A 25,067-nucleotide genomic window follows, 5' to 3' on the forward strand; every position below is an offset into this window, starting at 1 on the left:
GGCGGGCCATCCATAAAGGGCGGCAAGCTGGCCCGGGACGTCGCGGATACGTCCGGCTTTCGCAACGGATCGACGACGCGCATGGACCGGACCCTCCCGCTGATTTCGCGAACGGCTTGAGTGTGCCGTCCAGTTTGCGGCAGAACCGGGGCCGCCGCATGTCGATTCGTAACGCCCATCGCGTCCGATGGGCGTGGGAAGTGGGTATGAGGCTTGCCTGGCCCGCTCTCCCCGATCCTCCGGGCAGGTCCTACGATGTCTTCGAACAGATCGCACCATTCCAGGCCTCGATGACCGAGACCAGCCTCACCGTCGCCGTGATCGATCCAAGCCGCGCCCGCGCCGCGATTCTGGAGGAGGGCCTGCGCGCCTCCGGCGTCGCCACCGTCGTCGTCCTGCCCGATGGGCCCGATCTTCAGGCGCGGGTGGCGAGCCTGAAGCCGGACGTGATCGTGGTCCATCTGGAGAGCCCGAGCCGGGACGTGCTGGAGCAGATGTCCGGCCTGTCGCGGCAGGCGGAGCGGCCGGTGGCGATGTTCGTCGATCGCTCGGACCAGACCATGATGCAGGCGGCGGTCGATGCGGGCATCTCGGCCTACGTGGTCGACGGCCTGCGGGCGGAGCGGATCAAACCGATCCTCGACATCGCCATCCTGCGCTTCAACGCCTTCGCCCGGCTGCAGCGGGAACTCGACGAGGCCCGCTCGGAACTCGCCGACCGCAAGCTGATCGAGCGGGCCAAGGGCATCCTGATGACGCGAAAAGGGATGAGCGAGGAGGAAGCCTACAAGCTCCTGCGGCGGCAGGCGATGAACGAGAAGCGCAAGATCGTCGACATTGCCCGCGCCATCGTCACCGCAGCGGACCTGCTCGGATGAAGCTCACCCTCGGATACGTTCCGCTGACCGATGCGGCCCCCGTGATCGCAGCGGCGGAGCTGGGCTTCGCCCGGGCCGAGGGGCTCGACCTCACCCTGTCGCGCGAGCCGTCCTGGGCGACCCTGCGCGACCGGCTGGCCCTGGGCCATCTCGACGCCGCGCATATGCTGGCGCCGCTGGCCATCGCCAGCGCCCTCGGCCTGAGCGGCCCCCAGGCCGATCTCACGGTGCCGATGAGCCTCAGCTTCAACGGCAATGCCATCACCCTGTCGAACGCCCTCTGGCAGGCGATGGCGCCGGAAGGGCTCGATGTCGGAACGGTCGCCCGCACCTTCGCCCGGATCGCGCGGGAACGGGCGCAGGCCGGCCGGCCGCTGACCCTCGGCACCGTCCACCCCTTCTCCTGCCACAGCTACCAGATCCGTCTGTTCGCCGAGCTCGGCGGCCTCGACCTGGGCGGACAGGTCAGGCTGGTGGTGATCCCACCGCCGCAGACGGTCGATGCCCTCGCCCGGGGCATCGTCGACGGGTTCTGCGTCGGCGCACCCTGGAACACCGTGGCGTTCGCCGCCGGCCTCGGCCAGATCGCGGCGCTGGGCTGCGAGATCGTCCCGGATTGCCCGGAGAAGGTTCTCGCGGTGCCGGCCTCCGATGCGGATTACGTGCCGGCCCTGGTGCGGGCCGTCGCCAAGGCCGGGCGCTGGTGCGCGGAGCCGGCTCACCATGCCGAGTTGGCGACGCTGCTGGCGAAGCGGGGCGGCCTCGCCACCCATGCCGACCTCGTCCGCGTCACCCTCGAAGGGGCCGTCGCGTCCGATGCGACGGGACGGAGGCGGGTCAACCCGGATTATGTGCGGATGGATGCCGCCGTGCAGGCTCCCCGCGCCTCGGATGCCCGCTGGCTCGTCGCCCAGATGGCGGCCTCCGGCCAGATCGAGGACGCCGCCGGCCTCGGCGACGCGGCCGCGGCTCTCTATCGCGCGGATGCCTTCCTCCTGGGCTGATCCTCTGCGGCGCCGTCGCCCGGCGGCGATGACACGCGCTACACCCCTTCGGCCGGGGCGAAGCGCAGCGGCAGGGCCCGCGCCCGGAAGACGACCCGCTCAGGGTGGAGGAGCCAGAATCGTTCGGCGCCCGCGACATCCCGGAACCGGGCCGGATCGAGCACGATGTCGGTCCGCCCCGTCACCTGAAGCAGATCGCCGGTCGAAAAATCCGGGAAGACGAGCCCGGCACGGGGATTGGCCAGCATGTTGCCGAGGGTGTTGAAGAAGCGGTTGCCGGCATAGTCGGGGATCATGAGGGAACCTTCCCCATCGATCCGCACGAAGCCGGGAGGACCGCCCCTGTGCGAGACATCGACCTGACGTGAGCCGGCGGCGTCCTCGACGAAGGTGGCGACGAAGAAGGTATCGGCGGCCGCGATCCGGGCCCACGCTCCGTCATCGAGCCGATCCGACACGACGGGCGGCGGTCGGCGCGCCGAGGCGTCCGGCGCGGGCCCATCCTGCCGGGGCCGGATGTATTTCGGGCAATTGCCGAAACTCTGCTCCACGCGGACCGTGAAGCCCTCCGGTCCCTCGCGTCGAAGCGTGCCGTTGAGGCGGTTGCGGCGGCGGGTGGCGAGTTCGATGCCGAGGAGGGCCACGCCGTCGCCGTCGTCCAGTCCCGCCTCGGCGGGATCGTCGGCCTCGCGCCCCGCCTCGACCCGGAGGTGGAGCGGATCGGGCGCGTGCAGGAAGCCCGGCGGCCCGGCCCGCAGGGTCGCCCAGGGGCGGCCCGCCCGGTCCACCGACCCGAGCACCACGACAGGAAGCTGCGGAAAGAAGTCCCGGTGCTGCGCGACCAAGTGATCCCGGATCACCTTCGGCCCGAGTTCGGCCATGCGCCCGGCGATGCCGACGCGCTCCTGAAGCGCCACCTCACCCCGGTGCCAGGGCGCGGCGTGGGTAAGCGGCTCGTTCATGCTCTGCCCTCCTCTGCGCTAAGGCCGACCGCCGATCGCGGCAGGGGCTCGAAGCCGGGCAGCGCCTCGATGCGGGCGAGCCAGGCACCGAGATGGGCGTAGGGCGCGAGATCGACATTCCCCTCCGGCGCGACGGCGATGTAGCTGTAGAGCGCGACGTCGGCGATGGTCGGATGCCCGGCGGCGAGCCAGTCGCGGGCCGATAGTTCGGCATCGACCAGCGTCAGGATCGCGTGGGCGCGGGCGATCACTTCCCCCGTGTCGAAGGACGCACCGAACAGGGTGACGAGGCGGGCGGCGGCGGGGCCGAAGGCAATCGGGCCGGCCGCGACGGAGAGCCAGCGCTGCACCCGGGCGGCGCCCTCGGGATCCTCGGGCAACCAGTCGCCGCGACCGAACTTCTTGGCCAGATAGACCAGGATCGCGTTCGAATCCGGCACGATGGTCCCGTCATCGTCGAGGACGGGCACTTGGCCGAACGGGTTGAGCGCCAGGAAGTCCTGCGACTTGTGCTGGCCACCCGCGAGATCGACCTCGACGACCTCGTAGGGCACGCCGAGCAGCGACAGGAACAGGCGGGCCCGGTGGGCATGGCCCGAGAGCGACAGGCTGTAGAGCTTCACGGGATTCGTCTCCTTCCGGCCGCGGGATCGGCCGTAGGCGCCATCAGACTGCTGATCGGCGGTGACGTGAAGCGACGTTCTCAGTAATCGACTGTTGCGCTGAACGGAATAATCGTCCCTCCTTGGCGGGGGAGGGAGCGCGATGGATCGTTGGCAGGCGATGCGGGTCTTCGTGAAGGTCGCCGAGAGCGGCGGCTTCGCGTCGGCGGCGCGCCATCTCGCCATGAGCCCGCCCGCCGTGACGCGGACGGTCGCGGCGCTCGAAGAGAGGATCGGGGCGCGGCTGTTCGTCCGCACCACGCGCTCGGTCAAGCTCACCGAGGCAGGGGGACGCTATCTGGATGATTGCCGTCGCCTCCTCTCCGATCTCGAGGAGGCGGAGGCCGCCGCCGCCGGCTCGACCGCGACACCGACCGGAACGCTGACGCTGACCGCGCCGGTGCAGTTCGGTCGTCTCTACGTCCTGCCGGTGGTGACCGATTATCTCGCGCGGCACGCGGCCGTATCGGTGCGGGCCCTGTTCCTCGACCGGGTGGTCAACATGATCGAGGAGGGCATCGATGTCGGCGTGCGGATCGGGCATCTGGCCGATTCCGGGCTGAGCGCGCTCCGGGTCGGCAGCGTGCGCCGGGTGGTCTGCGCCGCGCCGGACTATCTCGAACGGCACGGCGTGCCGGCCTCACCCCAGGATCTGCGCGACCATGCCGTGATCGGCTCGACCAGCCCCGGCGCCCTGCCGGAATGGCGCTTCGGGCCCGCCCGGCGCATGGGCGTGACGGTCCAGTCCCGGCTCGCGTGCAGCACGGTCGACGCGGCCCTGGCGGCGGCGATCGACGGCTGGGGGATCGCGCGGCTCCTGTCCTATCAGGTCGCACCGGCCGTGGCGGAGGGGCGCCTGCGGATCCTGCTCGCCGAGCACGAGGAGGCACCGGTTCCGATCCACGTGGTGAGCCCGGAGGGGCGCCGGGCACCGGCCAAGGTGCGGGCCTTCGTCGATCTCGCCGCGGCGCGGCTGCGCGCCGACCCGCGGGTGAACCCGGCCGCCGGTGGGGCGGCCGGGGAGACGAACCCTCAATACACGTCGGCCTGATAGCGCCCGGCCTTCTTCAGGGCAGCGAGATAGGCCACCGCCTCGTCGGGGTTCTTGCCCCCGAACTGGGCGGCGATGTCGATGATCGCCCGCTCCACGTCCTTGGCCATGCGCTTGGCATCGCCGCAGACGTAGAAATGGGCGCCGCCCTCCAGCCACTTCCACAGCTCGGCGCCGTTCTCGCGCATGCGGTCCTGCACATAGGTCTTCTCGCCGCCATCGCGCGACCAAGCGAGCGAGAGCCGGGTGAGCACCTTCTGGTCCTTCAGGCCGTTCAGCTCCTCCTTGTAGAAGAAGTCCGAAGCCTGCCGCTGATGGCCATAGAACAGCCAGTTGCGGCCGGGCGCCCCGGTGGCGGCGCGCTCCCGCAGGAAGGAGCGGAACGGCGCGACGCCGGTGCCGGGGCCGCACATGATCACGTCCTTGGACTGGTCCTCCGGCAGGCCGAAGCCATGCGCCTTCTGGAGGTAGATCCGGACCTTGGTCTGCTCGGGCAGGCGCTCACCGAGATGGGTCGAGGCGACGCCGAGCCGCAGCCGCGAGCGGTGGTTGTAGCGCACCGCATCGACGGTGAGCGACACCCGGCCCTTGTCCATCTTCGGCGAGGACGAGATCGAGTAGAGCCGCGGCTGCAACTCGTCGAGGGCTTCGAGAAACACCTCGGCATCGGGCCGGGCGCCGGGGAACTTGTGGAGGGCGCCGAGCACGTCGAGATATTGCGCGTCGCCGTCCGGATCCTCACCCGCCGCCAGGGCCTGCGCCTTCTTCCGGGCCTCGCCCGAGGTCAGCAACGAGAGCAGCTGGTAGAGGTTATCGGGCGCCGCGCCGAGGGAATACTCGGTCAGCAGCCGGTTGCGCAGGGTTCGGCCGCCGATCACCCGTTCCGGCCGGGCGCCGAGTTCGGCGATCACCGCATCGACCAGGGCCGGGGCGTTGGCGGGGAACAGCCCGAGGGAATCGCCGGCTTCATACTCGATCGGCGTGCCCGCCAAGTCGATCTCGATATGCCACGTCTCCTTCTCGCCGCCCGGCGCGTTGAGGCGGGTGCGGGAGAGGAAGGTCGCCTCGACCGGGTTCTCGCGGCAATAGCCCAGCGGGCCGAGTTCCGGCTCCTTCTTCGGCGCGGTGCCCGCTTCCGCTGCCGGAGCCGCCGCTCCACCGGAAGCGGCGAATTCCTCCTCCAGCTTCTTCAGCATCCGCAGGGTCTCTTTGCCGCCGGGCTGGCAAAGGTTCAGGCGCTCCTCGCTCCTGAGGAAGATCGCGTTGGCGTAGTCGGCGCAGTTGTAGCCGCACTGGCCGCAATCCTGCTGGGCCATGGCGGCCATCAGCTTCTGCGGCTCCGACTTGTCCTTGGCCAGATCCATGCGGTCGCCGATCGGCATGGATGGGTCGTGCCAGGGCGCGTCGTCGTTGTCGGCGAGCTTCGGGCCGGTGGCGGGAGCCTCGCCCGGGGCCAAAGCGGTGGCGCCCTCCACGGCCGGGCCGAGCAGGGCGGCGAAGTAGCCCGACAGCCAGGAACGCTGGTCGGCGTTGAACGGGGCGCTCTCGGGGATGAGAACGAGCGGGGGCGCGACGTGCTGGGTCATGCGGCGGCCTTGAGGGCGGGTTGTTCTTCGGCGGCGTCGCGCAGGGCCTCGGGGCCGGTGCGGGCGGTGAAGGCCTGGAAGCTCTCCTCCGGGCCGAGACGGCGGGCGAGATAGGCGTTGAGCAGGGCCTCGACGCGGGTGGGCGCGTCCTCGGCCTTCACCGCCTTCCAGATCTCGGTGCCGATCTTCGGGTTCTCGGCAAAGCCGCCGCCGACCACGATGTCGTAGCCCTCGACGGTGTCGCCCTCCTCCGAGACGACGACCTTGGCGCCGATCAGGCCGATATCGCCGATGTAATGCTGGGCGCAGGAATGGTGGCAGCCGGTGAGGTGCACGTTCACCGGCACGTCGAGGCTAGGGACCGCCCGCTCGACATGGTCGGCGATGACCATCGCATGGCCCTTGGTGTCGGAGGCGGCGAATTTGCAACCGCGGGCGCCGGTGCAGGCCACGAGCCCGGAGCGGATGCCGGCGGCCTTGGTGGTGAGGCCCAAAGCCTCGACGCGGGCCTCGACCTCCGCCACCTTGGCATCCGGCACGCCGGAGAAGATGAAGTTCTGCCAGACGGTGAGACGGATCTGGCCGTCGCCGCACTCGGCGGAGATCTTGGCCAGTTCCCGCATCTCGTCGGTGGTCATCTTGCCGACGGGGAGCACCACGCCGATCCAGTTCAGGCCGTCCTGCACCTGCTTGTGCACGCCGACATGGCTGAAGCGGTCGGTCGGCTTCCTCGGGGCGACATGCTCGGGGGCGACCCGTTCGAGCTTGCGGCCGAGCTTTTCCTCGACGGCGGCGAGGTACTTGTCGAAGCCCCACGCGTCGAGGACGTATTTCATGCGGGCTTTGTTGCGGTTGGTCCGGTCCCCGTTCTCGATAAAGACCCGCAGGATCGCGTCGGCGACCTGATTGCATTCCTCGGGCTTGAGGACGATGCCGGTGTCGCGGGCGAGATCCTTGTGGCCGGAGATGCCGCCCAGCACGAGGCGCATCCAGATGCCGGCGGGAATTGCGGCGCCTTCCAGCACTTCGACGGCCTGGAAGCCGATATCGTTGGTCTCCTCCAGCACCGGCATCACCCCGCCGCCGTCGAAGGCGACGTTGAACTTGCGCGGCAGGCCGTAGAGCGAGCGGTCGTTGAGGATCCAGTTGTGCCAGGACTTGGCCAGAGGGCGCGTGTCGAGCAATTCCTGCGCGTCGATGCCGGCGGTGGGCGAGCCGGTGACGTTGCGGATGTTGTCGGCGCCCGAGCCGCGGGCGGTCAGGCCGAGATCGACCAGCCCGTCGAGGAAGGCTTGGCCGTGTTCCGGCGCGATCTCGCGCACCTGGAGGTTGGCGCGGGTCGTAACGTGGCTGTAGGGGCCGCCATGCTTGTCGGCGAGGTCGGCGATGCCGGCGAACTGCCAGTGCTGCAGGATCCCGTTGGGGATGCGCAGGCGGCACATATACGAGGTCTGGGTCGGGGCGACCCAGAACAGGCCGTGATAGCGCCAGCGGAAATTGTCCTCCGGCTTCGGCGCCTTGCCGGCCGTGGCCTCGGCGATCAGGCGGTTATGGCCGTCGAACGGGTTCTCGGCGCGCTTCCACTTCTCCTGGTCGCAGAGCTTGCCGCCGTTCTTCACGGTGCGGTCCTGCGCCTTGATGTGAATCGCGTCCGGTCCCGTCGGCTCGGACGGCGCGCCCGCGGGAGCGTGACCCAGGGCGAGGCCACCGGTCATCCGGGCCGCCGCGATGCCGGAAGCGAAACCTTCCAGATAGCGCTTCTGCTCGGCGTTGAAATCGTCTGCCATCGCTGCCTCACTCACGCTGCGAGGGTTTTCGGGGCCGGGCCGAACATCAGGTCGTCCCGGTCGTCAGGAGAGAGCGGCGCGCCGGAGCGGATCAGCTCCTTGCAGCGCGCCTGCTCCGAGATGTCGCCGACGAAGACGGCTCCTGCGAGCCGCCCGTCGGCGATGATCAGTTTGCGATAGAGCCCGGCGGAGGCGTCGTGCATCACGACCGCCTCGACCCCCTCGGGCGTGTCGACCACACCGGCCGAGAAGACGGGTAGACCCGACACCTTGAGGCTCGTGGCGAGCGACGTGCCCGGATAGGCCGCCGCCTCGCCGGCGAGATGCCGGGACAGCACTTCGGCCTGCTCGTAGGCAGGCTCGACGAGGCCGTAGACCACGCCCCTGTGCTCGGCGCATTCACCGAGCGCATGGATCGCCGGGTCCGAGGTGGTCATCCGGTCGTCGACGGTGATGCCGCGCCCGCAGGCGAGCCCGCAGGATTGGGCGAGCGCGGTCGAGGCGCGGATGCCGACCGACATCACCACGAGGTCGGCCGGCACCACGGTGCCGTCCTTCATCACCAGACGCTCGACCCGGCCGTCGCCCTCGATGGCGGCGGTGTCGGCCGAGAGCATCATCCGGACGCCCCGTTCCTCCATCGCCGCGCGCACGAGGCGGGCAGCGGCGTGGTCGAGCTGGCGCTCCATCACCCGGTCCATGACGTGGACGAGGGTGGTGTCGACACCGAGCCGGGCGAGCCCGACGGCGGCTTCCAGCCCGAGCAGGCCGCCGCCGATCACCACGGCCTTGGCATGCTCCACGGCAGCCCTCCGGATCGCCGCGACATCCGAAAAATCGCGGAACGTCAGGACGCCGGGCAGATCGATGCCCGGCAGCGGCAACCGGATCGGCAGCGAGCCCACCGCCAGCACCAGCCGGTCGTAGGGCAGGACATGCGTCTCACCCACGATGGCGAGGCGGTTGGCCCGGTCGATCTCCGTCACCGGCGCGCCGGTGACGAGCCGGATGCCTTGCTCCTCGTACCAGGATAGCGGGCGGAAGCCGCAGGCGGCCTCATCCACCTCGCCGCCGAGCAGCGAGGAGAGCAGCACCCGGTTGTAGGCCGCCACCGGTTCGGCACCGACCACCGTCACGTCGTACCGGCCCGGCGCCCGCTCGGTCAGCCGCTCCAAGAAGCGGAGCGAGGCCATCCCGTTGCCGACGACGACGAGTCTCTCCTTCACGCTCATGAATCCGTGATCCCCCTTCACGCATTCACGCGGCCAAAGCCGGCTTGGCGTGGCGGGCGTAGAGGAATTCCAGCACCGCCGCGCGGGCATGGACGTAGGTCGCGTCCTCCACCAGATCGAGCCGGCGGCGCGGCCGGGGCAGGTCGACGGGCAGGATCTCGCCGATGGTGGCGGAGGGACCGTTGGTCATCATCACGATGCGGTCCGAGAGCAGCACCGCCTCGTCCACGTCGTGGGTGATCATGATGACGGTGTTCCGGAGCCGCTGCTGGATCTCCATGGTCTGATCCTGAAGGTGGGCGCGGGTGAGGGCGTCCAGCGCCCCGAACGGCTCGTCCATCAGCAGCACGGTCGGCTCCATGGCGAGCGCCCGGGCGATGCCGACGCGCTGCTTCATGCCGCCGGAGATCTCCGCCGGGCGCTTGTCGGCGGCGTGCATCATGTTCACGAGGGCGAGGTTGTGCTCGATCCACTGGGATCGTTCGGCCTTCGACTTCCTGCCCTTGAGCACCTTGTCGACGGCGAGCGCCACGTTCTCGCGCACGGTGAGCCAGGGCAGGAGCGAGTGGTTCTGGAACACCACGGCGCGGTCGGGGCCGGGGGCATTCACCTCCTTGCCGTCGAGCAGCACGCCGCCGGTCGAGGCCTTGAGCAGGCCGGCGACGATGTTGAGCACCGTCGACTTGCCGCAGCCCGAGTGCCCGATGATCGAGACGAACTCGCCCTTGGCGATGTCGAGGTTCACGTCGCGCAAGACTTCCGATGTCTTGCCGCCGCGGCGGAAGGTGATGCCGACCTGGGAGAGGGAGAGATGAGCCATGATGTTCGTCCCTCAGGCTGCGCTGGTGCCACGGGTGACGAGCACGCCGACGCCGGCGACCAGACGGTCGAGGACGAAGCCGATGAGCCCGACATAGACCAGGGCGACGATGATCTCGGAGATGTGCGAGGAATTCCACGCGTCCCAGATGAAGAAGCCGATGCCGACGCCGCCGATCAGCATCTCGGCCGCGACGATGGCGAGCCAGGACAGGCCGACGCCGATGCGAAGGCCGGTGAAGATGTACGGCGCGGCCGAGGGCAGCATGATCTTCACGAAGAACTCGATCGGGTTGAGCCGGATCACGGCGGCGACGTTGCGGTAGTCCTGCGGGATGTTGCGGATGCCGACAGCGGTGTTGATGATGATCGGCCAGATCGAGGTGATGAAGATCACGAAGATCGCGCTCGGCTGCCCGTCACGGAAGGCGGCCAGCGACAGCGGCAGCCAAGCCAGCGGCGGGATCGTCCGCAGCACCTGGAAGATCGGATCGAGGCCGCGCATCGCCCATTCGGACTGGCCGACCAGGGTGCCGAGCAGAACGCCCGCCACCACCGCCAGGGAGAAGCCCAAGGCGACCCGCTTCAGGCTCGCGGCGATGTGCCAGAACAGGCCCTTGTCGGTGCCGCCGTTGTCGTAGAACGGGTCGACGATGATGTCCCAGGCTTCCGCCACCACCCGCGAGGGCGGCGGCAGGCCGGCGGTCGGAGAGGAGCACAGCACCTCCCACAGCAGCAGGAAGCCCGCCAGGACGACGAGCGGCGGCAGGATTCGGGCGGCGATGCCGCGCAGACCCGCCAGGGTCACGAGGGGGCCGCGGACCTTGGCGGCGCGGTCGCGGGTTGCGGCGAGGGTTGCTCCGGTGGCCATCACGCGACCTTCTTGATGTCGAGGCTGGCGAGGTAGGCGGCCGGGTTTTCCGGATCGAACACCTTGCCGTCGAACAGCGTCTCGACGCCGCGCGAAGTGGAAGCCGGGAGGCTGGTGACGCCGAGCGCCTTGGCGGCCTCGCGCCAGAGATCCTCGCGGTTGACCTTGGCGATCAGCGCCTTGGTGTCGGTCTGCGCGTCGAACTTGCCCCAGCGGATGTCCTCGGTGAGGAACCAGAGGTCATGCGACCGGTAGGGATAGGAGGCGTTGTCGGCCCAGAACTTCATGGTGAAGGGGCTGTTCTCGACGATGCGGCCGGTGCCGTAGTCGAACTTGCCCTTCATCCGGTCGAGCACGTCGGCGACCGGGACGTTGATCCACTGACGCTTGGCGACGATGGCCGCCATCTCGTCGCGGTTCTCCGGCTTGTCGCACCATTGCTGGGCTTCCATCACCGCCATCAGCAGGGCCTTGGCGGCGTTGGGATATTTATCGACCCAGGCCGCGCGCATGGCGAAGGCCTTCTCCGGGTGATCCTTCCAGAGTTCGCCGGTGGTGACGGCGGTGTAGCCGATGCCCTGGTGGATGAGCTGCTCGTTCCACGGCTCGCAGACGCAGAAGCAGTCCATCGTGCCGACCTTCATGTTCGCCACCATCTGGGGCGGGGGCACGACGATGGTCTCGATGTCCTTGTCGGGGTCGATGCCGCCGGCGGCGAGCCAGTAGCGGATCCACAGGTCGTGGGTGCCGCCGGGGAAGGTCATCGCCGCCTTCACGGCCTTGCCGGAGGCCTTCTTCTTCTCCAGCGCGACTTTGAACGGCTTGGTGTCGAGGCCGATCTTCTGGTCGAGATATTCCTTGGAGATCGAGATGCACTGACCGTTCAGGTTGAGCCGGGCCATGATGTACATCGGCACCGGGACGTTGTTCTGCGTCACCCGGCCGGCGGAGATCAGGTACGGCATCGGCGTGAGGATGTGGGCGCCGTCGATGCCGTTGCCCTCGGAGCCGAGCACGAGGTTGTCGCGGGTGGTGCCCCAGGAGGCCTGCTTCAGCACCTCCGTCTCCGGCAGACCGTACTTGGCGAAGATGCCCTTCTCCTTGGCGACGAAGAGGGGCGCCGCGTCGGTGAGCGCGATGAAGCCGAGCTTGACGCCCTTGACCTCCGGGCCGGCGCCCTGCGCGAAGGCACCGGCCGGCAAGGCGGCGCGGGCGGCACCTGCCAAGGCGAGGGCGGCTGCCGCTCCCTTGAGCACGCCGCGACGGGTCGTGTTGCCCTGATCGATGCTCATCCGCTCTTCGTCTCCGTTGCCCTGAGCGCGCATGAAAAAAGCCGCCGTCCGGGATCGCCTGCGCGATCGAACATCGTCGCGTGCGGTGAATCCGGATCAGCGGCTTTGCTGATTCTCTGAAGGGCGCGTCGTCGTTGACATGCCCGTGTGGAATGGTTCGCATGAAGCGTGCCAATCGCCACCGATCCGGCCCAGCCTCCTCCCCGAGGGGGCCGCGTGGGCGTGACCTCGGGGTGAGACCGAGAAGCGGTCAGCCCAACGTATGCCTATAAAATGGGCAGCTGGGCGATTGGTGAGCAGATGACTTTGACGCAATCCATAGCGCGACGGCCAACACTCTTTCGCGAATTTGATCATATATTAAAGAAATTCCACGTATATTATCTGCATATCGGATAGCTCGTGAGGCAAATTTATAATAAAAATCATGTTTTTCTCGAATATATAGCGTTTTGTTAATTAATCGCGGTCGCATAAACCATCAAATTCAGATTAGCAGAAAAATGATTGTCATTTGTGGCATCAAGTATTTTAAAATAGCACATCATCCTTTGGGCATCTTCGGCGCACAGCTCGCACTCGGACGAATGGCAGCCGAATTCGAGGCGACCGGGTACGCGTCTTCGAACGAGGCTGCTGCCGAGGCCCTCCGGCGGATCCGCGCGGAGGCGAAACAGGGGACGGCAGGGCTCGACGCGTCGCTCCGCATCGCCCTCAAGCCTGAGGTGCTTCAGGAATCGCAGGACAGGCCGTCACGGTACGCGGCAGCGGCCGCAATTGTCTGACCGTGAAGAGCCGCCATGGCGCTGCGGACGGGCTGCGCGCGGCGGCCGAGGACGTTCAGGCCATCCCCGTGCACGGGGCGAAGGTCATCACGAATCGATCGCGATCGCGGCGACGGATGGGGTCGAAACATGTCGCCGACCGGGGATCAGCCGGGTTTCCGGCCGCAGCGGATGTAGTTCGCCTGCCCCTTGGAGCTGGTCCATGTCAGCCGGTCCTGCTCCACGAGGAGGCGGACCTGCGAGGTCCAGCGACGGCCGCGCTCGCTGCAATCGGCGGCCATGGTCCAGGCGCTGCCCTCGCGGCGGTTGTTGCGGAAGCGGCAGACGGTGCGGCCGGCTCGGGCGCCCTCTTCGCTGATCGTCGCCGGCAGGAAGCCGCGGCGGCGCTGGCGCTGACCGCAGGCGACCGGTGTCGGCCCCCAGACGCCGACATAGGCGGCCCGCTCCACGAGCGGGGCGCCGGGCCGCGCCTCGGCCGGGGGCACGACTTTTTCCAGCGGCGGCGCGGCGGCGGCGACCGGCATCAGCCGCGCCTGACCGGGGGCGGGCCCCGGCATCCGCTCCGGTTCGGGCAGGCGGACCTCCGGCACGTCGATGCCGCTGCCGTCGGAGGCGGCGAGCCGGGTCTGCCCGGCCACGGCGGCGCCGGGGCTGTCATCGGTCAAGACCATCAGGGTGTAGGCGAACAGAGCCCCCCATCCGGCGGCCAGGATCATGGGGATCGCGAGCCGCCGCCGGGCCAGGGCCGGGGAGGGCTTCTCCTGCATCGCACCGGGGCCGCTCTCCGCCTCGCCCGCCGCCTCGGTCATCGATTGTATCTCCGGAGCCTGTTCCGCCATCGTGCTCAGCGCCCGAAAATCCCTTTCAGGAACTGTGCGGTGCGGTTGCGCTTCTTCTTGCGCGCCAGTTCGGCCGCGTCCTTCACCCAGGCCACCTGCACCACGCGGCGCTCTCCCTCGAACGGCTCGTGGCCGTGCCAGGAATTGTCCGCACGCAGGAAGGCGAACATCGTTCCCATGGTCGGCGGCACCTCGACGGCGAAAGGGGCGTAGTTCTTGCCGTCGTAGAGCACCCGCAGCCGGCCCGCGGCCGGCGCTTCCCAGGCATCGTTCATGTAGACGAGAAGCGTCATCACCTTCGACGGCCCGTCCGTATGGATCGAACCGTATTTGAGCTGGCTGCGCCTCATGATGGTGGTCAGCCGGGGATGAGAAACAAGGTCGATGCCGAATTTGTCGCCCAGGATGCGGGAGAACGCATCGCTCTCCAACTCGTCGATCAGCGCCTTGAACCGCCCCTTCAGCGCCACCTCGTCCACGGTCAGGTAACCGGGCTTGGCGATGTCGGGAAAGTCCTGGCGGATCTCCGCCACGGCCGCCTCGTTGAGGACGCCGCTCCCGAGGAAATAGGTGTAGGGCTCGTGCGCAACCGCAGCGGAGCGCACGGCATCGAGATTGAGGATCGACAGGCTCGTCATCGCTCGACTGCGCTCCCATCCGGAGGATGCGTCGGGCCCCTGCGAATCGGGGAGCGGCGCGTGGAGATGAGCCCGCTGTGGCCCAACGCCCAGGATAGACTCCCGGATTGCGGCGGAGGCACGGCAACCCCTTCCCGGCGTAGGCGGAACCTGCCATGGTCAAGCTTGGCGGCCGCGACAGGCCGTCGACCGTACCTGCGTGATGAAACCTGCCACCCTCGTCGTTCTCGGCTCGGCCCTGGCGCCTTTCCTTGTGGGAGGCCCGGCCTCCGCTCAGCCACGCGCGCCAACGGTGCGCCTGAGCTGTGCGGAAGCCATGGCCATGGTGAAGACCGAAGGGGAGGCGACGCTGAGCTTCGGCGCCCGCCCGCCGGAGCGCTTCGTGCGCGACCGCAGCTTCTGCGACTTCTCCGAGATCGCCGAACTGCGCTTCGTGCCGACGCGCGACAACCCGCAATGCCCGATCGGCTATCGCTGTCGCGAGCCCGATTACGGCGACTGGAACTTTGACGCGAACTGAAGACCGGCTTCCCGCCCGGCCCGTGACAGGCGTCCACGGTGTCGCACCTCCCGTCACGCCGCGCTGCCGGCGGCCCGGTGGCGCGGGCGACATGACCGAAATTTCACGTGACAGGCGCGCCGCCGCGCCACGATCTCGCCACGACGGATAGCCAGGGGCGCCGAATTCGGCGATGGACCCCCGGTCCCCGGTCGACCGGCCCGAATGAGGCCGGGCCGGTGCAGCGAGAAGGAGATTCCGCGTGGCCGCATTGAAGAGCGGGCTCGGCGTCCAGGCCGTGCTCACCGCGCTCGTCGCGCTCCTGCTGCTGGCCGCGCCGGGGCTTCCCTCGCCGCCGCTCTACGTGTCCCTGGCGGGCTTCGCCATGGCGGGCATCCTGCTCGCCTCCAACACCCTCTCGGCCTACCTCAAGATTTTCGTCTCGGTCTACGGGATCGGCTACCTGCTGCTGGCGCTGGCGAAGACGCTGGCGGCCCTGGGCGCGCTGCCCGCGATGGTCGCGGCCCTGCTGCCGCCGGACTTCGCCGCCACCGGCTCCGTGGTCTTCGCCGCCATCGTGCTCGCGATCTCGTACTGGAAGCCGATCCGGGACATCACCCTGATCGCCGACCCGTATTTCGCGAGCCACGATAAGCCGAGCCGCGAGATCGGCATGTTCCGCCGTTTCGGGCGCACCGAGGGGCAGATCGGCCGCAATCTCGTCGCCCTGTCGATCTTCGTGAACTTCGCCGATGTGGCGATCACCCTCGGGTTCAACTTCTACTACCGCGACATGTACAATTCCCTGCAGGCCCTGGACGCCCAGGCCTTCTGGAATCAGGTGGTCTGGACCTTCATCCCGCTCGCCGTGCTCAACGTCGCGATCGGCATGTTCGACCTCTACGTCGATTCCGGGCTGCAGCTGCGCTGGCGCACCTGGCTCACCCACAGCCTCTACGAACGCTGGCTCGGCGACGGCACGCATTACCGCATCCCTTTCACCGACGAGCATGCCGACAACCCGGATCAGCGCATCCAGTCGGACGTGAACGCCTTCATCGCCCAGACCACGACGCTCTCGACCCGGCTGCTGTCCCAGGCGGCGCAGCTCGTCTCCTTCATCGTCATCCTGTGGACGCTCTCGCGCGACTTCGTGCTGCCCTTCACCGACACGGTGATCCCGGGCTTCCTGGTCTGGCTGGTGATCGCCTACGCGGTGGTGGGCACGTGGCTGACCCACATCATCGGCAAGCCGCTGATCGGCCTCGATTACCGGCAGGAGCAGGTGGAGGCGGATTTCCGCTTCGCGCTTGCGCGCAACCGCATCTATTCGGAGCAGATCGCGCTGCTGCGCGGCGAGCGGGCCGAGGCGTCGCGCCTGACGACCCTGTTCCACGCCATCGTCGACAATTACGTCGGCATCATCTTCCGGCGCATCAAGCTGATCGCCTTCACCTTCAGCTACCGCCAGGCGAGCACGATCTTCCCGCTGATCATCGCCGCCCCGTCGTTCTTCGCCAAGAAGATCACCCTCGGTGCCCTTCAACAGACGGCGAACGCCTTCAGCAACGTCCAGGGCTCGCTGAACTTCTTCATCAACTCCTACACCATCCTCGCCGCCTACAAGGCGAACACGATCCGTCTCGGCTCGTTCAAGCGGGCCATGACCAAGGCGGAGGCGCTGGCGGGCGCCGGCTACGGCCTCGCCCAGGGCAACGACACCGCCGGCTCCGTCACGGCCCGCGGCCTGACCCTGGCCCTGCCCGACGGCCGCGAAATCGTCCGGGCCGAGGAGCTGACCCTGCCGAAGGGCGCCGCGACCCTGCTGACCGGCCCGTCCGGCTCCGGCAAATCGACCCTGTTCCGGGCCATCGCCGGCATCTGGCCGTTCGGCAAGGGCCGGATCGACGTGCCGGCGGGACAGTCGGCCCTGGTCCTGCCGCAGCGGCCCTACATCCCCCTCGGCAGCCTGCGCGGCGCGGTCGCCTATCCCAACACCGTCGACCGCTTCTCCGACGAGGAGATCCGCGAGGCCCTGCGCGCGGCCCAGCTACCGCAATTCGCCGACCGGCTCGACGAGGTCGATACCTGGGACCGGCGCCTGTCGGGCGGCGAGCAGCAGCGCCTCGCCCTCGCACGGGCGATCCTGGCCAAGCCCGACTGGCTGTTCCTCGACGAAGCGACCGCCGCCCTCGACGAGGAGACGGAAGCCGGCATCTACCGGACGCTGCGGGAGAGCCTGCCGGGCACGACCATCGTCTCGATCGGCCACCGCTCGACCCTGAACCGGCACCACGACCAGCGGGTGGAGATGAAGCCGGCCGAGGGCGGCCGCTTCGAGCCACGCCTGTCGGCGATGCCGGCCCCGGCAGAATAGGCGGCCGACGCCAGACCTGCCCTGGGGAAGCTCGGCTCCCCGGGGCACGATTCCGGAGCGGCAGCCAGGATTCGAAAGGCTCACGCCTCGGTCACGGGAGGACGTTGACGGCGCCCTGCCGACCTTCCTATCTTTTCTGTCATGCCGGTCGAGGTCGTCTATCAGTGGTCAGAGGATCACCCCGGAGCTGCGCTGCGGGAACTCGATGACGTGCGCATCCTGAAGGACGTGGTGACCACGGATGGCGACACCATCGCGGCCGGCACGGAAGGCACCATCGTCGCGATCTGGCGGGGCGGGGAAGCCTACGAGGTCGAGTTTCCAGAGCCGATGGGCGCACTGGCAACGATCACGGCCGACGGTATGGTCTTTGCCGGCAGGCCCGTCCCTTGAAAACCTTTGGCGGGCGTGGCCCGCTGCGCGTGCCGAGGGATAAGATCGTCCACTCCCTCTTGAACGCGGATCACCCGAAGGGTGGACCGAAGGCGCGGTTCTTTCTGAGCTTCGGATTCGATCCGGCCATGCCCGGCGTCATGGCTGGCGCCTTGATCGAGCATTTCAACCAGAATCCGGGAGTTCTGCTGCCTGAAACACCGACTGCAGGCGAGCGGATGGTTGTCGAAGGTCCGCTGAACGCGCCAGATAGTCGCCATCCGCATGTGCACAGCGTCTGGCAACGGGATGAAGACCCGATGGCATGGCGACTCGTCACAGCGGTGCCGCTCGTCAAGCGCTGAGGCCAGAGCGACCGGGTGCGCGGATATCTGGGTTGCCTGCACGCCGGAGGCTGCGTCAAACCCCGGCCGCCTCCAGAATTCCCTCGACCATGCCGCGATAGCCGGCGCCGAACAGGCGCAGATGCACCAGCGCCGGCCACAGCGCGTAGATCGGGCGGCGCTCCGCCTCGCCGGGCTCGGGCGGCCCGTAGGCCTCGCGGAAGGCCGGGCCGGGCCGGCCGAACAGGCCGAGCATCGCCAGATCGACCTCGGCATGGCCGTGAGAGCAGGCCGGGTCGATCAGCCCCGCGACACGGTCGCCGGCGACGAGCACGTTGCCGCCCCAGAGATCGCCGTGGAGCAGGGAGGGCCGGGGCCGCCGCGGCAGGCGGTTCGGCAGATCGGCCGCGAGCCGTTCGATCCGCCGGATCAGAGCGGTGGAGAGATGACCGGCATGGCAGAGCAGGCGCCGCTCAGCCCAGAAGGCCGGCCAGTCGTCGCTCCATGCATTCTCGATGGCGACGGGACCGAAGGCGTAATCCTCCTGCCAGCCATAGCGTTCGCCGGTCGCCGCGTGCAGCCGCGCCACCACCCGGCCGAGATCGGCCTGCGCACCGGAGCCGCCGCCCGCATCGGGCAGCCGTTCGAGGACGAGCACCGTCCCGTCGGCCGCGAGGACGGCGGGAGCCGGAACGCCCGCCGCGACGAGGGCCGCCAGCATCCGCGCCTCGGCCTCGGGAGCCGGCCCGGTCTTCGCCACCGCCTCGCGTCCATCCGCCAACCGCAGGTGCAGGCAGTGCGAGAGGTCGCCGCCCGGCATCGGCCGGACCTCGGCAAGAGCAGCGCCGAGCAGGGCCGCCGCGTGCCGGGCGAGGTCGCTCACCCCGCGATCCGGCGGGCGAGCGCCCGGGCGCCCGCCGTCACGTCGGCCCAGGTCTCGGCGAAACCCTCCTCCGCCCCGTAATAGGGATCGGCAACGGGTTCGCCCTTGCGGCCGGGCACATGGTCGAGGAGCAGGCTCAGTTCGGCCCGCGATCCGGCCGGGCACAGGGCCCGGAGCTTGGCGAGGTTGGCGTGATCCAGGGCGATCACATGGTCGAAGCGGCTGAAATCGGCCGGCGTCACCTGCCGGCCGCGATAGCCGGAGATGTCGATCCCGTTCGCCCGCGCCACCGCGATCGCCCGCGGGTCCGGCGGCTCGCCCGCATGCCAGTCGCTGGTGCCGGCGGAATCGACGGTCACTGCGAGGCCGATCCGCTCCGCCTCCAGCCGGAGGGCCGCCTCCGCGAGGGGCGAACGGCAGATGTTGCCCAGGCAGACGAACAGGATGGCAGGTTGCGCCATCTCGCTTAGCCCGAAGCCTGAGCGAGCGGCCGCGTCGCCGCCTCCAGCCATTCCCGCACCGGCCCGTCGAGATCGGGCGACAGGGTCTCCCGCACCCGCGCATGGTAGGCGTCGAGCCAGGCCGCATCCGCTGCGCCGAGCAGCACCGGGTCGATCAGGCGCCGGTCGATGGGCGCCAGCGTCAGCGTCTCGAAGCCGAGCATCGCCCGCTCAGCCCCCGGAACCACCCGCTCCTCGACGAGGATCAGGTTCTCGATGCGGATGCCGTAGGCGCCCGCCCGGTAATAGCCCGGCTCGTTCGAGAGGATCATGCCGGGCTTGAGCGCCACCGTGCCGGTCTTGGCGATGCGCTGCGGCCCCTCGTGGACGGAGAGGAAGGCGCCGACGCCGTGGCCGGTGCCGTGGTCGTAATCGAGCCCCGCCTGCCACAGGCTCGCCCTGGCGAAGGCGTCGATCTGCGCGCCCGTGGTCCCCTGCGGGAAGACCGCGCGGGCGATGGCGATGTGCCCCTTCAGCACGCGGGTGAAGCGGTCGCGCATCTCGTCGGTCGGGGTGCCGATGGCGACGGTGCGGGTGATGTCGGTGGTGCCGTCGGCATATTGCGCGCCGGAATCGATCAGGAACAGTTCGCCCTGTCGCGCGGTCCGGTCCGTGGACCGGGTGACGCGGTAATGGACGATGGCGCCGTTCGGCCCCGAGCCCGAGATGGTCGGGAAGGAGACGTCCCGCAGCAGGCCGCCCTCACTGCGGAAATCCTCCAATGCCTCGACGGCCCGGATTTCGCTCACGCCCTCGGAAGCCGCCCGGTCGAGCCAGGCGAGGAAACGGGTCACGGCAAGCCCGTCGCGGCGATGGGCGGCGCGGGTGCCGGCGATCTCAGCCGCGTTCTTGACCGCCTTCATGGCGGTGATGGGGTCGGCTCCCAGCTCGGCGATGCCGCCGGCCGCCTCGACGAGATCCTTGAGCGCCGCCGCGCCCGTGGCCGTGTCGAGGCGCACCCGCGCCGCTCCGGCGCAGAGGCGGGCGAGATCCTCGGCGAAGGCGGCGCGCGGCCGGCAATCGGCCAGGGGTTCGAGGGCGGCCCGCAGGTCTGCGTCGATGTCGGGTGAGGTCAGGTAAAGGGCGGCCCGGCCCTCGCGGGGCAGGAGCGCGTAGCCGAGGGCGAGCGGCGTATGCGCGACATCGGCCCCGCGCAGGTTGAAGGCCCAGGCCAGGTTGTGGGGATCGGAGATCACCAGCGCATCGAGTCCGCCCTCGGCCAAAGCCGCGCGGATGCGGTCACGCTTCTCCTCGCGGGTTTCGCCGGCAAGGGCGTCGGGATGGAGGGAGACCCGCCCGGCCGGCGGACGCGGGCGCCCGGCCCAGACCGCGTCGACGAGGTTGTCCTGGACCGGGCGGAGCGTGGCTCCGGCCTTGGCGGCGGCGCGCTCCAGGCGGGCCACGCCGTCGGGTGTGTGGAGCCAGGGATCGTAGGCGAGGGTCTGGCCCGGCTTCAGATGGGTGGCGAGCCAAGCCTCCGGCGTCGTCTCGGCGAGCGGCACCACGGTGATCGTACCGGTCTCGACCTGCTCCGGCGCCTGGAGCGTGTAGCGGCCATCGACGAACAGGGCGGCCGCGTCGGCGAGCACGATCGCCGTGCCGGCGGAGCCGGTAAAGCCGGTGAGCCAGGCGAGGCGCTCGGCATCGGCCGGGACATATTCGGATTGATGCTCGTCGGCCCGCGGCACCACGAAGCCGTCGGCCCGGATCTCGCGCAGGGCGGCGCGCAGGGCCTCGATCCGCTCGGGCCCCTTGGCGTGGCCCGGCTCGTCGAAGGTCTGGAAGCGGGAGCGGGGAGGCGTTGCGGCGGAATTCGTCATGGCGGAAAGGTATCGCGTCGCGCCGCCCGGCAACACCCGTCTCGGGGCGGATCTCGGGGAGCGGCGCCGGCCGGTCGGCCTCAGCGCGGCCGCGGCGCCGCCCCGCCCCGGCGCAACACCAGCGTCGCCCAGCCCTCGATCACCCCGGAGCGGGCGAGGTGGAAGCCGCGATGGCGGTAGGTCGAGAGCACGCCCGGCACGTCGCGCTCGATCAGCCCGGACAGGATCAGCACGCCGTCATCCGCCACCACCGAGGTCAGCGACGGAGCGAGGCGCTTGAGCGGACGGGCCAGGATGTTGGCGAACACCACGTCGAAACCGCGCGGGCGGTTCGCCAGGGCGTGGCGGACGCCCGGCCCCTGATAGAGGCGCATCAGCGGCCCGAGCCCGTTGAGGCGGGCATTGCCGCGGGCGGTCGTCACCGCCTCCGGGTCGAGGTCGCCGGCCACGACGGGGATATGGAGCGCGCGGGCGGCGGCGAAGCCGAGGATGCCGGTGCCGGTGCCGACATCGAGGATCCGGGCGGGGCGCCGCTGCTTCAATTCGGCCACGAGCGCCCGCAGGCAGCCCAGGGTGGTGCCGTGATGGCCGGTGCCGAAGGCGAGCGCCGCCTCGATCTCGATGGCGAGATCGTTCGGCCGCACCTGATGCCGGTCGTGGCCGCCATGGACGAGGAAGCGGCCGGCCCGCACCGGCTTCAGCCCCTCCAGCGAGGCCCGCACCCAATCCTGCTGGTCGATCGTCTCGAACACGGCCTCATCGGCCTGCGCGCCGAGGACGGGGCGGATCAGATCGCGGATCATCTCCGCGTCCGGCTCCTCCGAGAAATAGGCCTCCAGGCGCCACGCCCCGGTCTCCTCCACTTCGAAGGCGGCCACCGCCGTCTCCATGGGATCGAACATCTCGCCCAGGAGTTCGGTCATGGCGCGAGCGGAGGGCTCGTCCGTGATCAGACGCAGGACGTGCGTGGGTCGGTGCGGCGGCAGGCCTTCGAGCATGCCCGCCCTCTACCACCGGCGCGCGCCGAGGGCCACGGGCATCGTTACGGCCGAGCTTTTGCATGTTGCCGACCATCAGACAGCCGAACGTGGCTTTTATGCCATAGGCAAGTACAAATATGCATAATCCTCAAGCATAATGTTTAATTTTTAGACGAAACCTGCGGAACCGGGACGGGAAGGCAGCGTTCTCACCGGCCAAAGCACCTCCCGCTCGATGCCGTTGGCCTGTCCGGCCGGCGAGGTCAGGCCCAGAACCGGGTTGTCGGGAGGCGCCGCTGGCCCCGTTCATCAGGCGCTGTTGAGTCTCCGTCGCGTCATGACCCCCAGATCCGCCCGCCGCAGATCCCCCATCGTCGTCCCGCGCGAGCCCCGGCCCGACCGTCGCCGGGCGTCGAATGCCGACATCCTCGATCCGGGCGCCCTCGAAGCGCCCCTGCCCGGCCCGCTGCTGGTTCTGCTGAGCCGTCTCCACCGTGCCGAATCGAAGCCGGTTCAGGACAACGAGCCCACGACCTGAAACCCGCGGGAACCGCAACAGCAGCATCCGGCTTGGTTCGGCGTTTCCCGGCCCCCTCGATGACCGGGACCCTCTCAGCGAAGGATCGATCGATGGCGGTGGTGTCGAGCAGCATCTTCGAAGAAGGCAAGTCCGCGAAGGCGATGGGCAAACCCGATTCCGCCAACCCCTACGAGGCCGGTTCGCAGGAGAGCCTCGACTGGCTCGAAGGCTACACCGCGGGCGAGCCCGAGCCCTCGGCGGCCGGCCCCTCCGACGACTGATCGGTTCCCGCCAGAGACCGTCTGGAATGAGGCGGGGAGGAAAGGTGGCCCCTTCCTCCCCGTTTCGCTTCGGGCGGATCAGGACGCCAGGGCGTGTTCCAGCTCGCCCTTGGTCATTTTCGATCGGCCAGGGATATCCTGCTTGCGGGCCCGCTTCATCAGTTCGGCCTTGGTCGCACCGTCCTTGCCGCCCTTGCCGCCCTTCGAGGCGGTCTGGCCATTCCTGCCCCCGGTCTTGCGGGCGGAGGCCGCCTTCTCGGCGACGTCGGCCGGCTGCTTCGAGTGCTGCTTGCCCTTGGCCGTGTCGGACCGTTTCTTGGCGGTCGAACGGTCGTATTCCGAATCGGACAGCTTTTCGCGGGCTTTCTTGGGCAGATAGCGCTCGCCGGTCTTGCCGCTCTCCTTGCCCGACTTCGTGCCCCACTCCTCGTCGGTCCATTGCTTGAGGTGGTTGTCGTCGGATTTCTTGCCGGCGTAGCCTCCGCCCTCTTTCTTGTACTCGCTGGTCGCCATCTGCGCCTTGCGGGCCGACCATTGCCCGGGCTTGCCGCCCTTGGAGGATTGCGTGACTTCCTCCTTCACCTTCTCCCAGAGCTTCGGATCGGTCTTCTTCGCGGTGCCTGCCATCGATTTTGCCTCGCTCTCGACATTCAGCTGTCAACAGAAGGCTGCATCCTGAGTTCCGGCCGGTCCGTAGCCGCCCACAGCGGGCCGGGCCGCCCCACCGATGTCATCGGGGCGTTGACAGGGGAGAGCGAAGCTTCCACCTGCGGCCCCATCAACAAAATGCTTTCGCGACACCGCCGCGCCGTCCCGGCCCGCGGCGGTGTCGAGGGGGCAAGCGCAAGGATCCGCGATGTCTGACGGCGTCACCGCCACCGCTCCGAAGGTGTTCATCGACGGCGAGGCCGGCACCACCGGTCTCGGTATCCGCGAGCGCCTCGAACGCGAGGGGAGGGTGCGCCTCGTGAGCATCCCGCACGAGAGCCGCAAGGATGCCTCCGTGAAGCGGGCGATCCTCGAAGAGGTCGATCTCGTGGTGCTCTGCCTGCCGGACGAGGCCTCGCGCGAGACCGCGGCCCTGGCCGACAGCCTCTCCGGCGGCGGCCCGAAGCTGCTCGACGCCAGCACCGCCCACCGCATCGCGCCGGGCTGGGTCTACGGTTTCGCCGAGATGGCGCCGGAGCAGACCGAGGCGATCCGGGCCGCGCGGCGGGTCTCCAATCCCGGCTGCTACCCGACCGGGGCGATCGCGCTGCTGCGCCCGCTGGTCGAGCGCGGCCTGATCCCGTCCGATCACCCCGTCAGCATCAACGCGGTGAGCGGCTATAGCGGCGGCGGCCGGACCATGATCGAGAGCTACGAGCAGGGGGAGGGCGCGCCCTTCCTGCTCTACGGGCTCGGCTTCGGCCACAAGCACCTGCCGGAGATCGAGGCCTATAGCCGCCTGACCCGCCGCCCGATCTTCATTCCCTCGGTCGGCAATTTCCGCCAGGGCATGCTGGTCTCGATTCCGGTCCATCTCGGAGCGCTGCCCGGCAAGCCGAATCCGGCCGATCTGGAGGACGTCCTGGCCGAGTGGTATGCGGGCTGCCCGCTGGTGAAGGTGGTGCGGGGCGCGGACGAGGGCGCCCATCGCGAGCGCCTGGAACCGGAAGCCCTCAACAATACCGACCGCCTCGAATTGCGGGTCTTCGGCTCCGAGACCCATGGTCAGGCGGTGCTGGTCGCTCGCCTCGACAATCTCGGCAAGGGCGCCTCGGGGGCTGCGGTGCAGAATCTCGGCCTGATGCTCGGGCTCGACTGAGCGTTTTCAGCACAAGACCTCCCGGTGCCGTCGCGACCGAAAGCAGGCCGTGACCGATCCCTGTCGGGAGGACTCCGACAGTCTATCGCGGGCCGTCCGCCGCAAGTCGGACGGCCTCACGGCCCTCGGGTCATGCCTAACCGCAGGTCCGTTCGGGATGGCGGATCTGGGCTTCGCTCAGGCACCGCGCGGGCTTGCCGAACCTGCCTCCGGTCCGATCAACCGGAGCAGATTCAGACGGATCGAGCCTCTCGCTCTCTGTCGGATTCGAGGATCGG

At 69.2% G+C, this 25,067-nt stretch carries 26 protein-coding genes; 11 read left to right on the forward strand and 15 right to left on the reverse strand.

The features are described from left to right. Nucleotides 1-290: 290 nt before the first annotated feature. Nucleotides 291-878, forward strand: coding sequence for an ANTAR domain-containing response regulator (locus tag MZTS_RS17310; RefSeq protein ID WP_192284793.1), 588 nt, complete (start codon nucleotides 291-293; stop codon nucleotides 876-878). Further along, complete coding sequence (locus MZTS_RS17315; protein WP_192284772.1) at nucleotides 875-1,882, forward strand: CmpA/NrtA family ABC transporter substrate-binding protein; 1,008 nt, start codon at nucleotides 875-877, stop codon at nucleotides 1,880-1,882. Before MZTS_RS17310 ends, MZTS_RS17315 begins: the two co-directional genes overlap by 4 nt. 38 nt (nucleotides 1,883-1,920) lie before the next feature. Here the strand turns inward: MZTS_RS17315 and MZTS_RS17320 are convergent, their stop codons facing one another. Then, nucleotides 1,921-2,844, reverse strand: a complete 924-nt coding sequence (locus tag MZTS_RS17320) for a pyridoxamine 5'-phosphate oxidase family protein (RefSeq protein WP_192284773.1) — start codon at nucleotides 2,842-2,844, stop codon at nucleotides 1,921-1,923. Next, nucleotides 2,841-3,467, reverse strand: a complete 627-nt coding sequence (locus MZTS_RS17325; RefSeq protein ID WP_009863170.1) for a glutathione S-transferase N-terminal domain-containing protein — start codon at nucleotides 3,465-3,467, stop codon at nucleotides 2,841-2,843. Before MZTS_RS17325 ends, MZTS_RS17320 begins: the two co-directional genes overlap by 4 nt. Before the next feature lie 142 nt (nucleotides 3,468-3,609). On the opposite strand from MZTS_RS17325, the gene MZTS_RS17330 reads away from it, so the two are divergent. Then, the gene (locus MZTS_RS17330; RefSeq protein WP_192284774.1) at nucleotides 3,610-4,557 is read left to right on the forward strand and encodes a LysR family transcriptional regulator; all 948 of its coding nucleotides are present in this window, start codon (nucleotides 3,610-3,612) and stop codon (nucleotides 4,555-4,557) included. Here MZTS_RS17330 and MZTS_RS17335 read toward each other — a convergent pair. From MZTS_RS17335 to MZTS_RS17360, 6 genes are read right to left on the reverse strand one after another with little or no spacing between them, the layout of a single operon-like run. After that, nucleotides 4,539-6,143, reverse strand: a complete 1,605-nt coding sequence (locus tag MZTS_RS17335) for a sulfite reductase subunit alpha (protein ID WP_192284775.1) — start codon at nucleotides 6,141-6,143, stop codon at nucleotides 4,539-4,541. The genes MZTS_RS17330 and MZTS_RS17335 overlap by 19 nt on opposite strands. Further along, entirely contained in the window at nucleotides 6,140-7,930 is a 1,791-nt protein-coding gene (locus MZTS_RS17340) for a NirA family protein (RefSeq protein WP_192284776.1), read from the reverse strand. Before MZTS_RS17340 ends, MZTS_RS17335 begins: the two co-directional genes overlap by 4 nt. Before the next feature lie 11 nt (nucleotides 7,931-7,941). Then, nucleotides 7,942-9,162: an NAD(P)/FAD-dependent oxidoreductase gene (locus tag MZTS_RS17345; RefSeq protein WP_192284777.1), complete on the reverse strand. Its 1,221-nt coding sequence runs from the start codon at nucleotides 9,160-9,162 to the stop codon at nucleotides 7,942-7,944. Between the two features lie 25 nt (nucleotides 9,163-9,187). Further along, nucleotides 9,188-9,982 (reverse strand): ABC transporter ATP-binding protein, encoded by a 795-nt coding sequence (locus tag MZTS_RS17350; protein ID WP_009864854.1) that lies wholly within the window; start codon nucleotides 9,980-9,982, stop codon nucleotides 9,188-9,190. 12 nt (nucleotides 9,983-9,994) lie between these two features. Further along, a complete protein-coding gene (gene ntrB / locus MZTS_RS17355; RefSeq protein ID WP_192284778.1) occupies nucleotides 9,995-10,852 on the reverse strand; it encodes a nitrate ABC transporter permease in 858 nt (285 codons plus the stop codon). Then, complete coding sequence (locus MZTS_RS17360) at nucleotides 10,852-12,144, reverse strand: CmpA/NrtA family ABC transporter substrate-binding protein (protein ID WP_192284779.1); 1,293 nt, start codon at nucleotides 12,142-12,144, stop codon at nucleotides 10,852-10,854. The genes ntrB and MZTS_RS17360 overlap by 1 nt, the downstream gene beginning before the upstream one ends. Before the next feature lie 503 nt (nucleotides 12,145-12,647). Between MZTS_RS17360 and MZTS_RS17365 the strand changes: the two genes are divergently transcribed. Further along, nucleotides 12,648-12,929, forward strand: a complete 282-nt coding sequence (locus MZTS_RS17365; RefSeq protein WP_192284780.1) for a hypothetical protein — start codon at nucleotides 12,648-12,650, stop codon at nucleotides 12,927-12,929. A gap of 146 nt (nucleotides 12,930-13,075) precedes the next feature. On the opposite strand, the gene MZTS_RS17370 is transcribed toward MZTS_RS17365, so the two are convergent. Together MZTS_RS17370 and MZTS_RS17375 are read right to left on the reverse strand one after the other, a co-directional pair. Then, complete coding sequence (locus tag MZTS_RS17370) at nucleotides 13,076-13,696, reverse strand: hypothetical protein (protein ID WP_192284794.1); 621 nt, start codon at nucleotides 13,694-13,696, stop codon at nucleotides 13,076-13,078. A gap of 77 nt (nucleotides 13,697-13,773) precedes the next feature. Beyond that, nucleotides 13,774-14,406, reverse strand: a complete 633-nt coding sequence (locus tag MZTS_RS17375; RefSeq protein WP_192284781.1) for a 2OG-Fe(II) oxygenase family protein — start codon at nucleotides 14,404-14,406, stop codon at nucleotides 13,774-13,776. 202 nt (nucleotides 14,407-14,608) lie between these two features. Between MZTS_RS17375 and MZTS_RS17380 the strand changes: the two genes are divergently transcribed. The 4 genes from MZTS_RS17380 to MZTS_RS17395 all read left to right on the forward strand — a co-directional run bounded on the left by MZTS_RS17380 (nucleotide 14,609) and on the right by MZTS_RS17395 (nucleotide 18,019). Further along, nucleotides 14,609-14,926, forward strand: coding sequence for a hypothetical protein (locus tag MZTS_RS17380; protein WP_192284782.1), 318 nt, complete (start codon nucleotides 14,609-14,611; stop codon nucleotides 14,924-14,926). 241 nt (nucleotides 14,927-15,167) lie between these two features. Next, nucleotides 15,168-17,282 (forward strand): SbmA/BacA-like family transporter, encoded by a 2,115-nt coding sequence (locus tag MZTS_RS17385; protein ID WP_192284783.1) that lies wholly within the window; start codon nucleotides 15,168-15,170, stop codon nucleotides 17,280-17,282. Nucleotides 17,283-17,423: 141 nt separating this feature from the next. Continuing rightward, entirely contained in the window at nucleotides 17,424-17,675 is a 252-nt protein-coding gene (locus MZTS_RS17390; RefSeq protein ID WP_192284784.1) for a DUF4926 domain-containing protein, read from the forward strand. Further along, nucleotides 17,672-18,019 carry a DUF6883 domain-containing protein gene (locus tag MZTS_RS17395; protein ID WP_192284785.1) on the forward strand — a complete coding sequence of 116 codons (348 nt, stop codon included), beginning with the start codon at nucleotides 17,672-17,674 and terminating at the stop codon, nucleotides 18,017-18,019. Before MZTS_RS17390 ends, MZTS_RS17395 begins: the two co-directional genes overlap by 4 nt. 55 nt (nucleotides 18,020-18,074) lie before the next feature. On the opposite strand, the gene MZTS_RS17400 is transcribed toward MZTS_RS17395, so the two are convergent. From MZTS_RS17400 to MZTS_RS17415, 4 genes are all read right to left on the reverse strand, one after another. Continuing rightward, nucleotides 18,075-18,881 carry a fructosamine kinase family protein gene (locus MZTS_RS17400; protein WP_192284786.1) on the reverse strand — a complete coding sequence of 269 codons (807 nt, stop codon included), beginning with the start codon at nucleotides 18,879-18,881 and terminating at the stop codon, nucleotides 18,075-18,077. Next, nucleotides 18,878-19,342 (reverse strand): low molecular weight protein-tyrosine-phosphatase, encoded by a 465-nt coding sequence (locus MZTS_RS17405; RefSeq protein WP_192284787.1) that lies wholly within the window; start codon nucleotides 19,340-19,342, stop codon nucleotides 18,878-18,880. Before MZTS_RS17405 ends, MZTS_RS17400 begins: the two co-directional genes overlap by 4 nt. Nucleotides 19,343-19,347: 5 nt before the next feature. Then, a complete protein-coding gene (locus MZTS_RS17410) occupies nucleotides 19,348-21,201 on the reverse strand; it encodes an aminopeptidase P family protein (RefSeq protein ID WP_192284788.1) in 1,854 nt (617 codons plus the stop codon). Nucleotides 21,202-21,281: 80 nt separating this feature from the next. Beyond that, a complete protein-coding gene (locus tag MZTS_RS17415) occupies nucleotides 21,282-22,199 on the reverse strand; it encodes a 50S ribosomal protein L11 methyltransferase (protein ID WP_009863853.1) in 918 nt (305 codons plus the stop codon). A 319-nt stretch (nucleotides 22,200-22,518) separates the two neighbouring features. Between MZTS_RS17415 and MZTS_RS17420 the strand changes: the two genes are divergently transcribed. Beyond that, nucleotides 22,519-22,719 carry a hypothetical protein gene (locus tag MZTS_RS17420; RefSeq protein WP_192284789.1) on the forward strand — a complete coding sequence of 67 codons (201 nt, stop codon included), beginning with the start codon at nucleotides 22,519-22,521 and terminating at the stop codon, nucleotides 22,717-22,719. Between the two features lie 92 nt (nucleotides 22,720-22,811). Next, the gene (locus MZTS_RS17425; RefSeq protein ID WP_192284790.1) at nucleotides 22,812-22,982 is read left to right on the forward strand and encodes a hypothetical protein; all 171 of its coding nucleotides are present in this window, start codon (nucleotides 22,812-22,814) and stop codon (nucleotides 22,980-22,982) included. Nucleotides 22,983-23,060: 78 nt separating this feature from the next. Here MZTS_RS17425 and MZTS_RS17430 read toward each other — a convergent pair whose 3' ends face one another. Beyond that, on the reverse strand, nucleotides 23,061-23,609 hold the full coding sequence (locus tag MZTS_RS17430; RefSeq protein WP_192284791.1) for a DUF5872 domain-containing protein: 549 nt from the start codon (nucleotides 23,607-23,609) through the stop codon (nucleotides 23,061-23,063). A 229-nt stretch (nucleotides 23,610-23,838) separates the two neighbouring features. Here MZTS_RS17430 and argC point away from each other — a divergent pair, with 229 nt between their 5' ends. Further along, nucleotides 23,839-24,789: an N-acetyl-gamma-glutamyl-phosphate reductase gene (argC, locus tag MZTS_RS17435; RefSeq protein ID WP_192284792.1), complete on the forward strand. Its 951-nt coding sequence runs from the start codon at nucleotides 23,839-23,841 to the stop codon at nucleotides 24,787-24,789. Nucleotides 24,790-25,067: the final 278 nt, after the last annotated feature.

Origin of the sequence: Methylorubrum zatmanii (assembly GCF_014845115.1) — a bacterium.
GTDB lineage: Bacteria > Pseudomonadota > Alphaproteobacteria > Rhizobiales > Beijerinckiaceae > Methylobacterium > Methylobacterium zatmanii.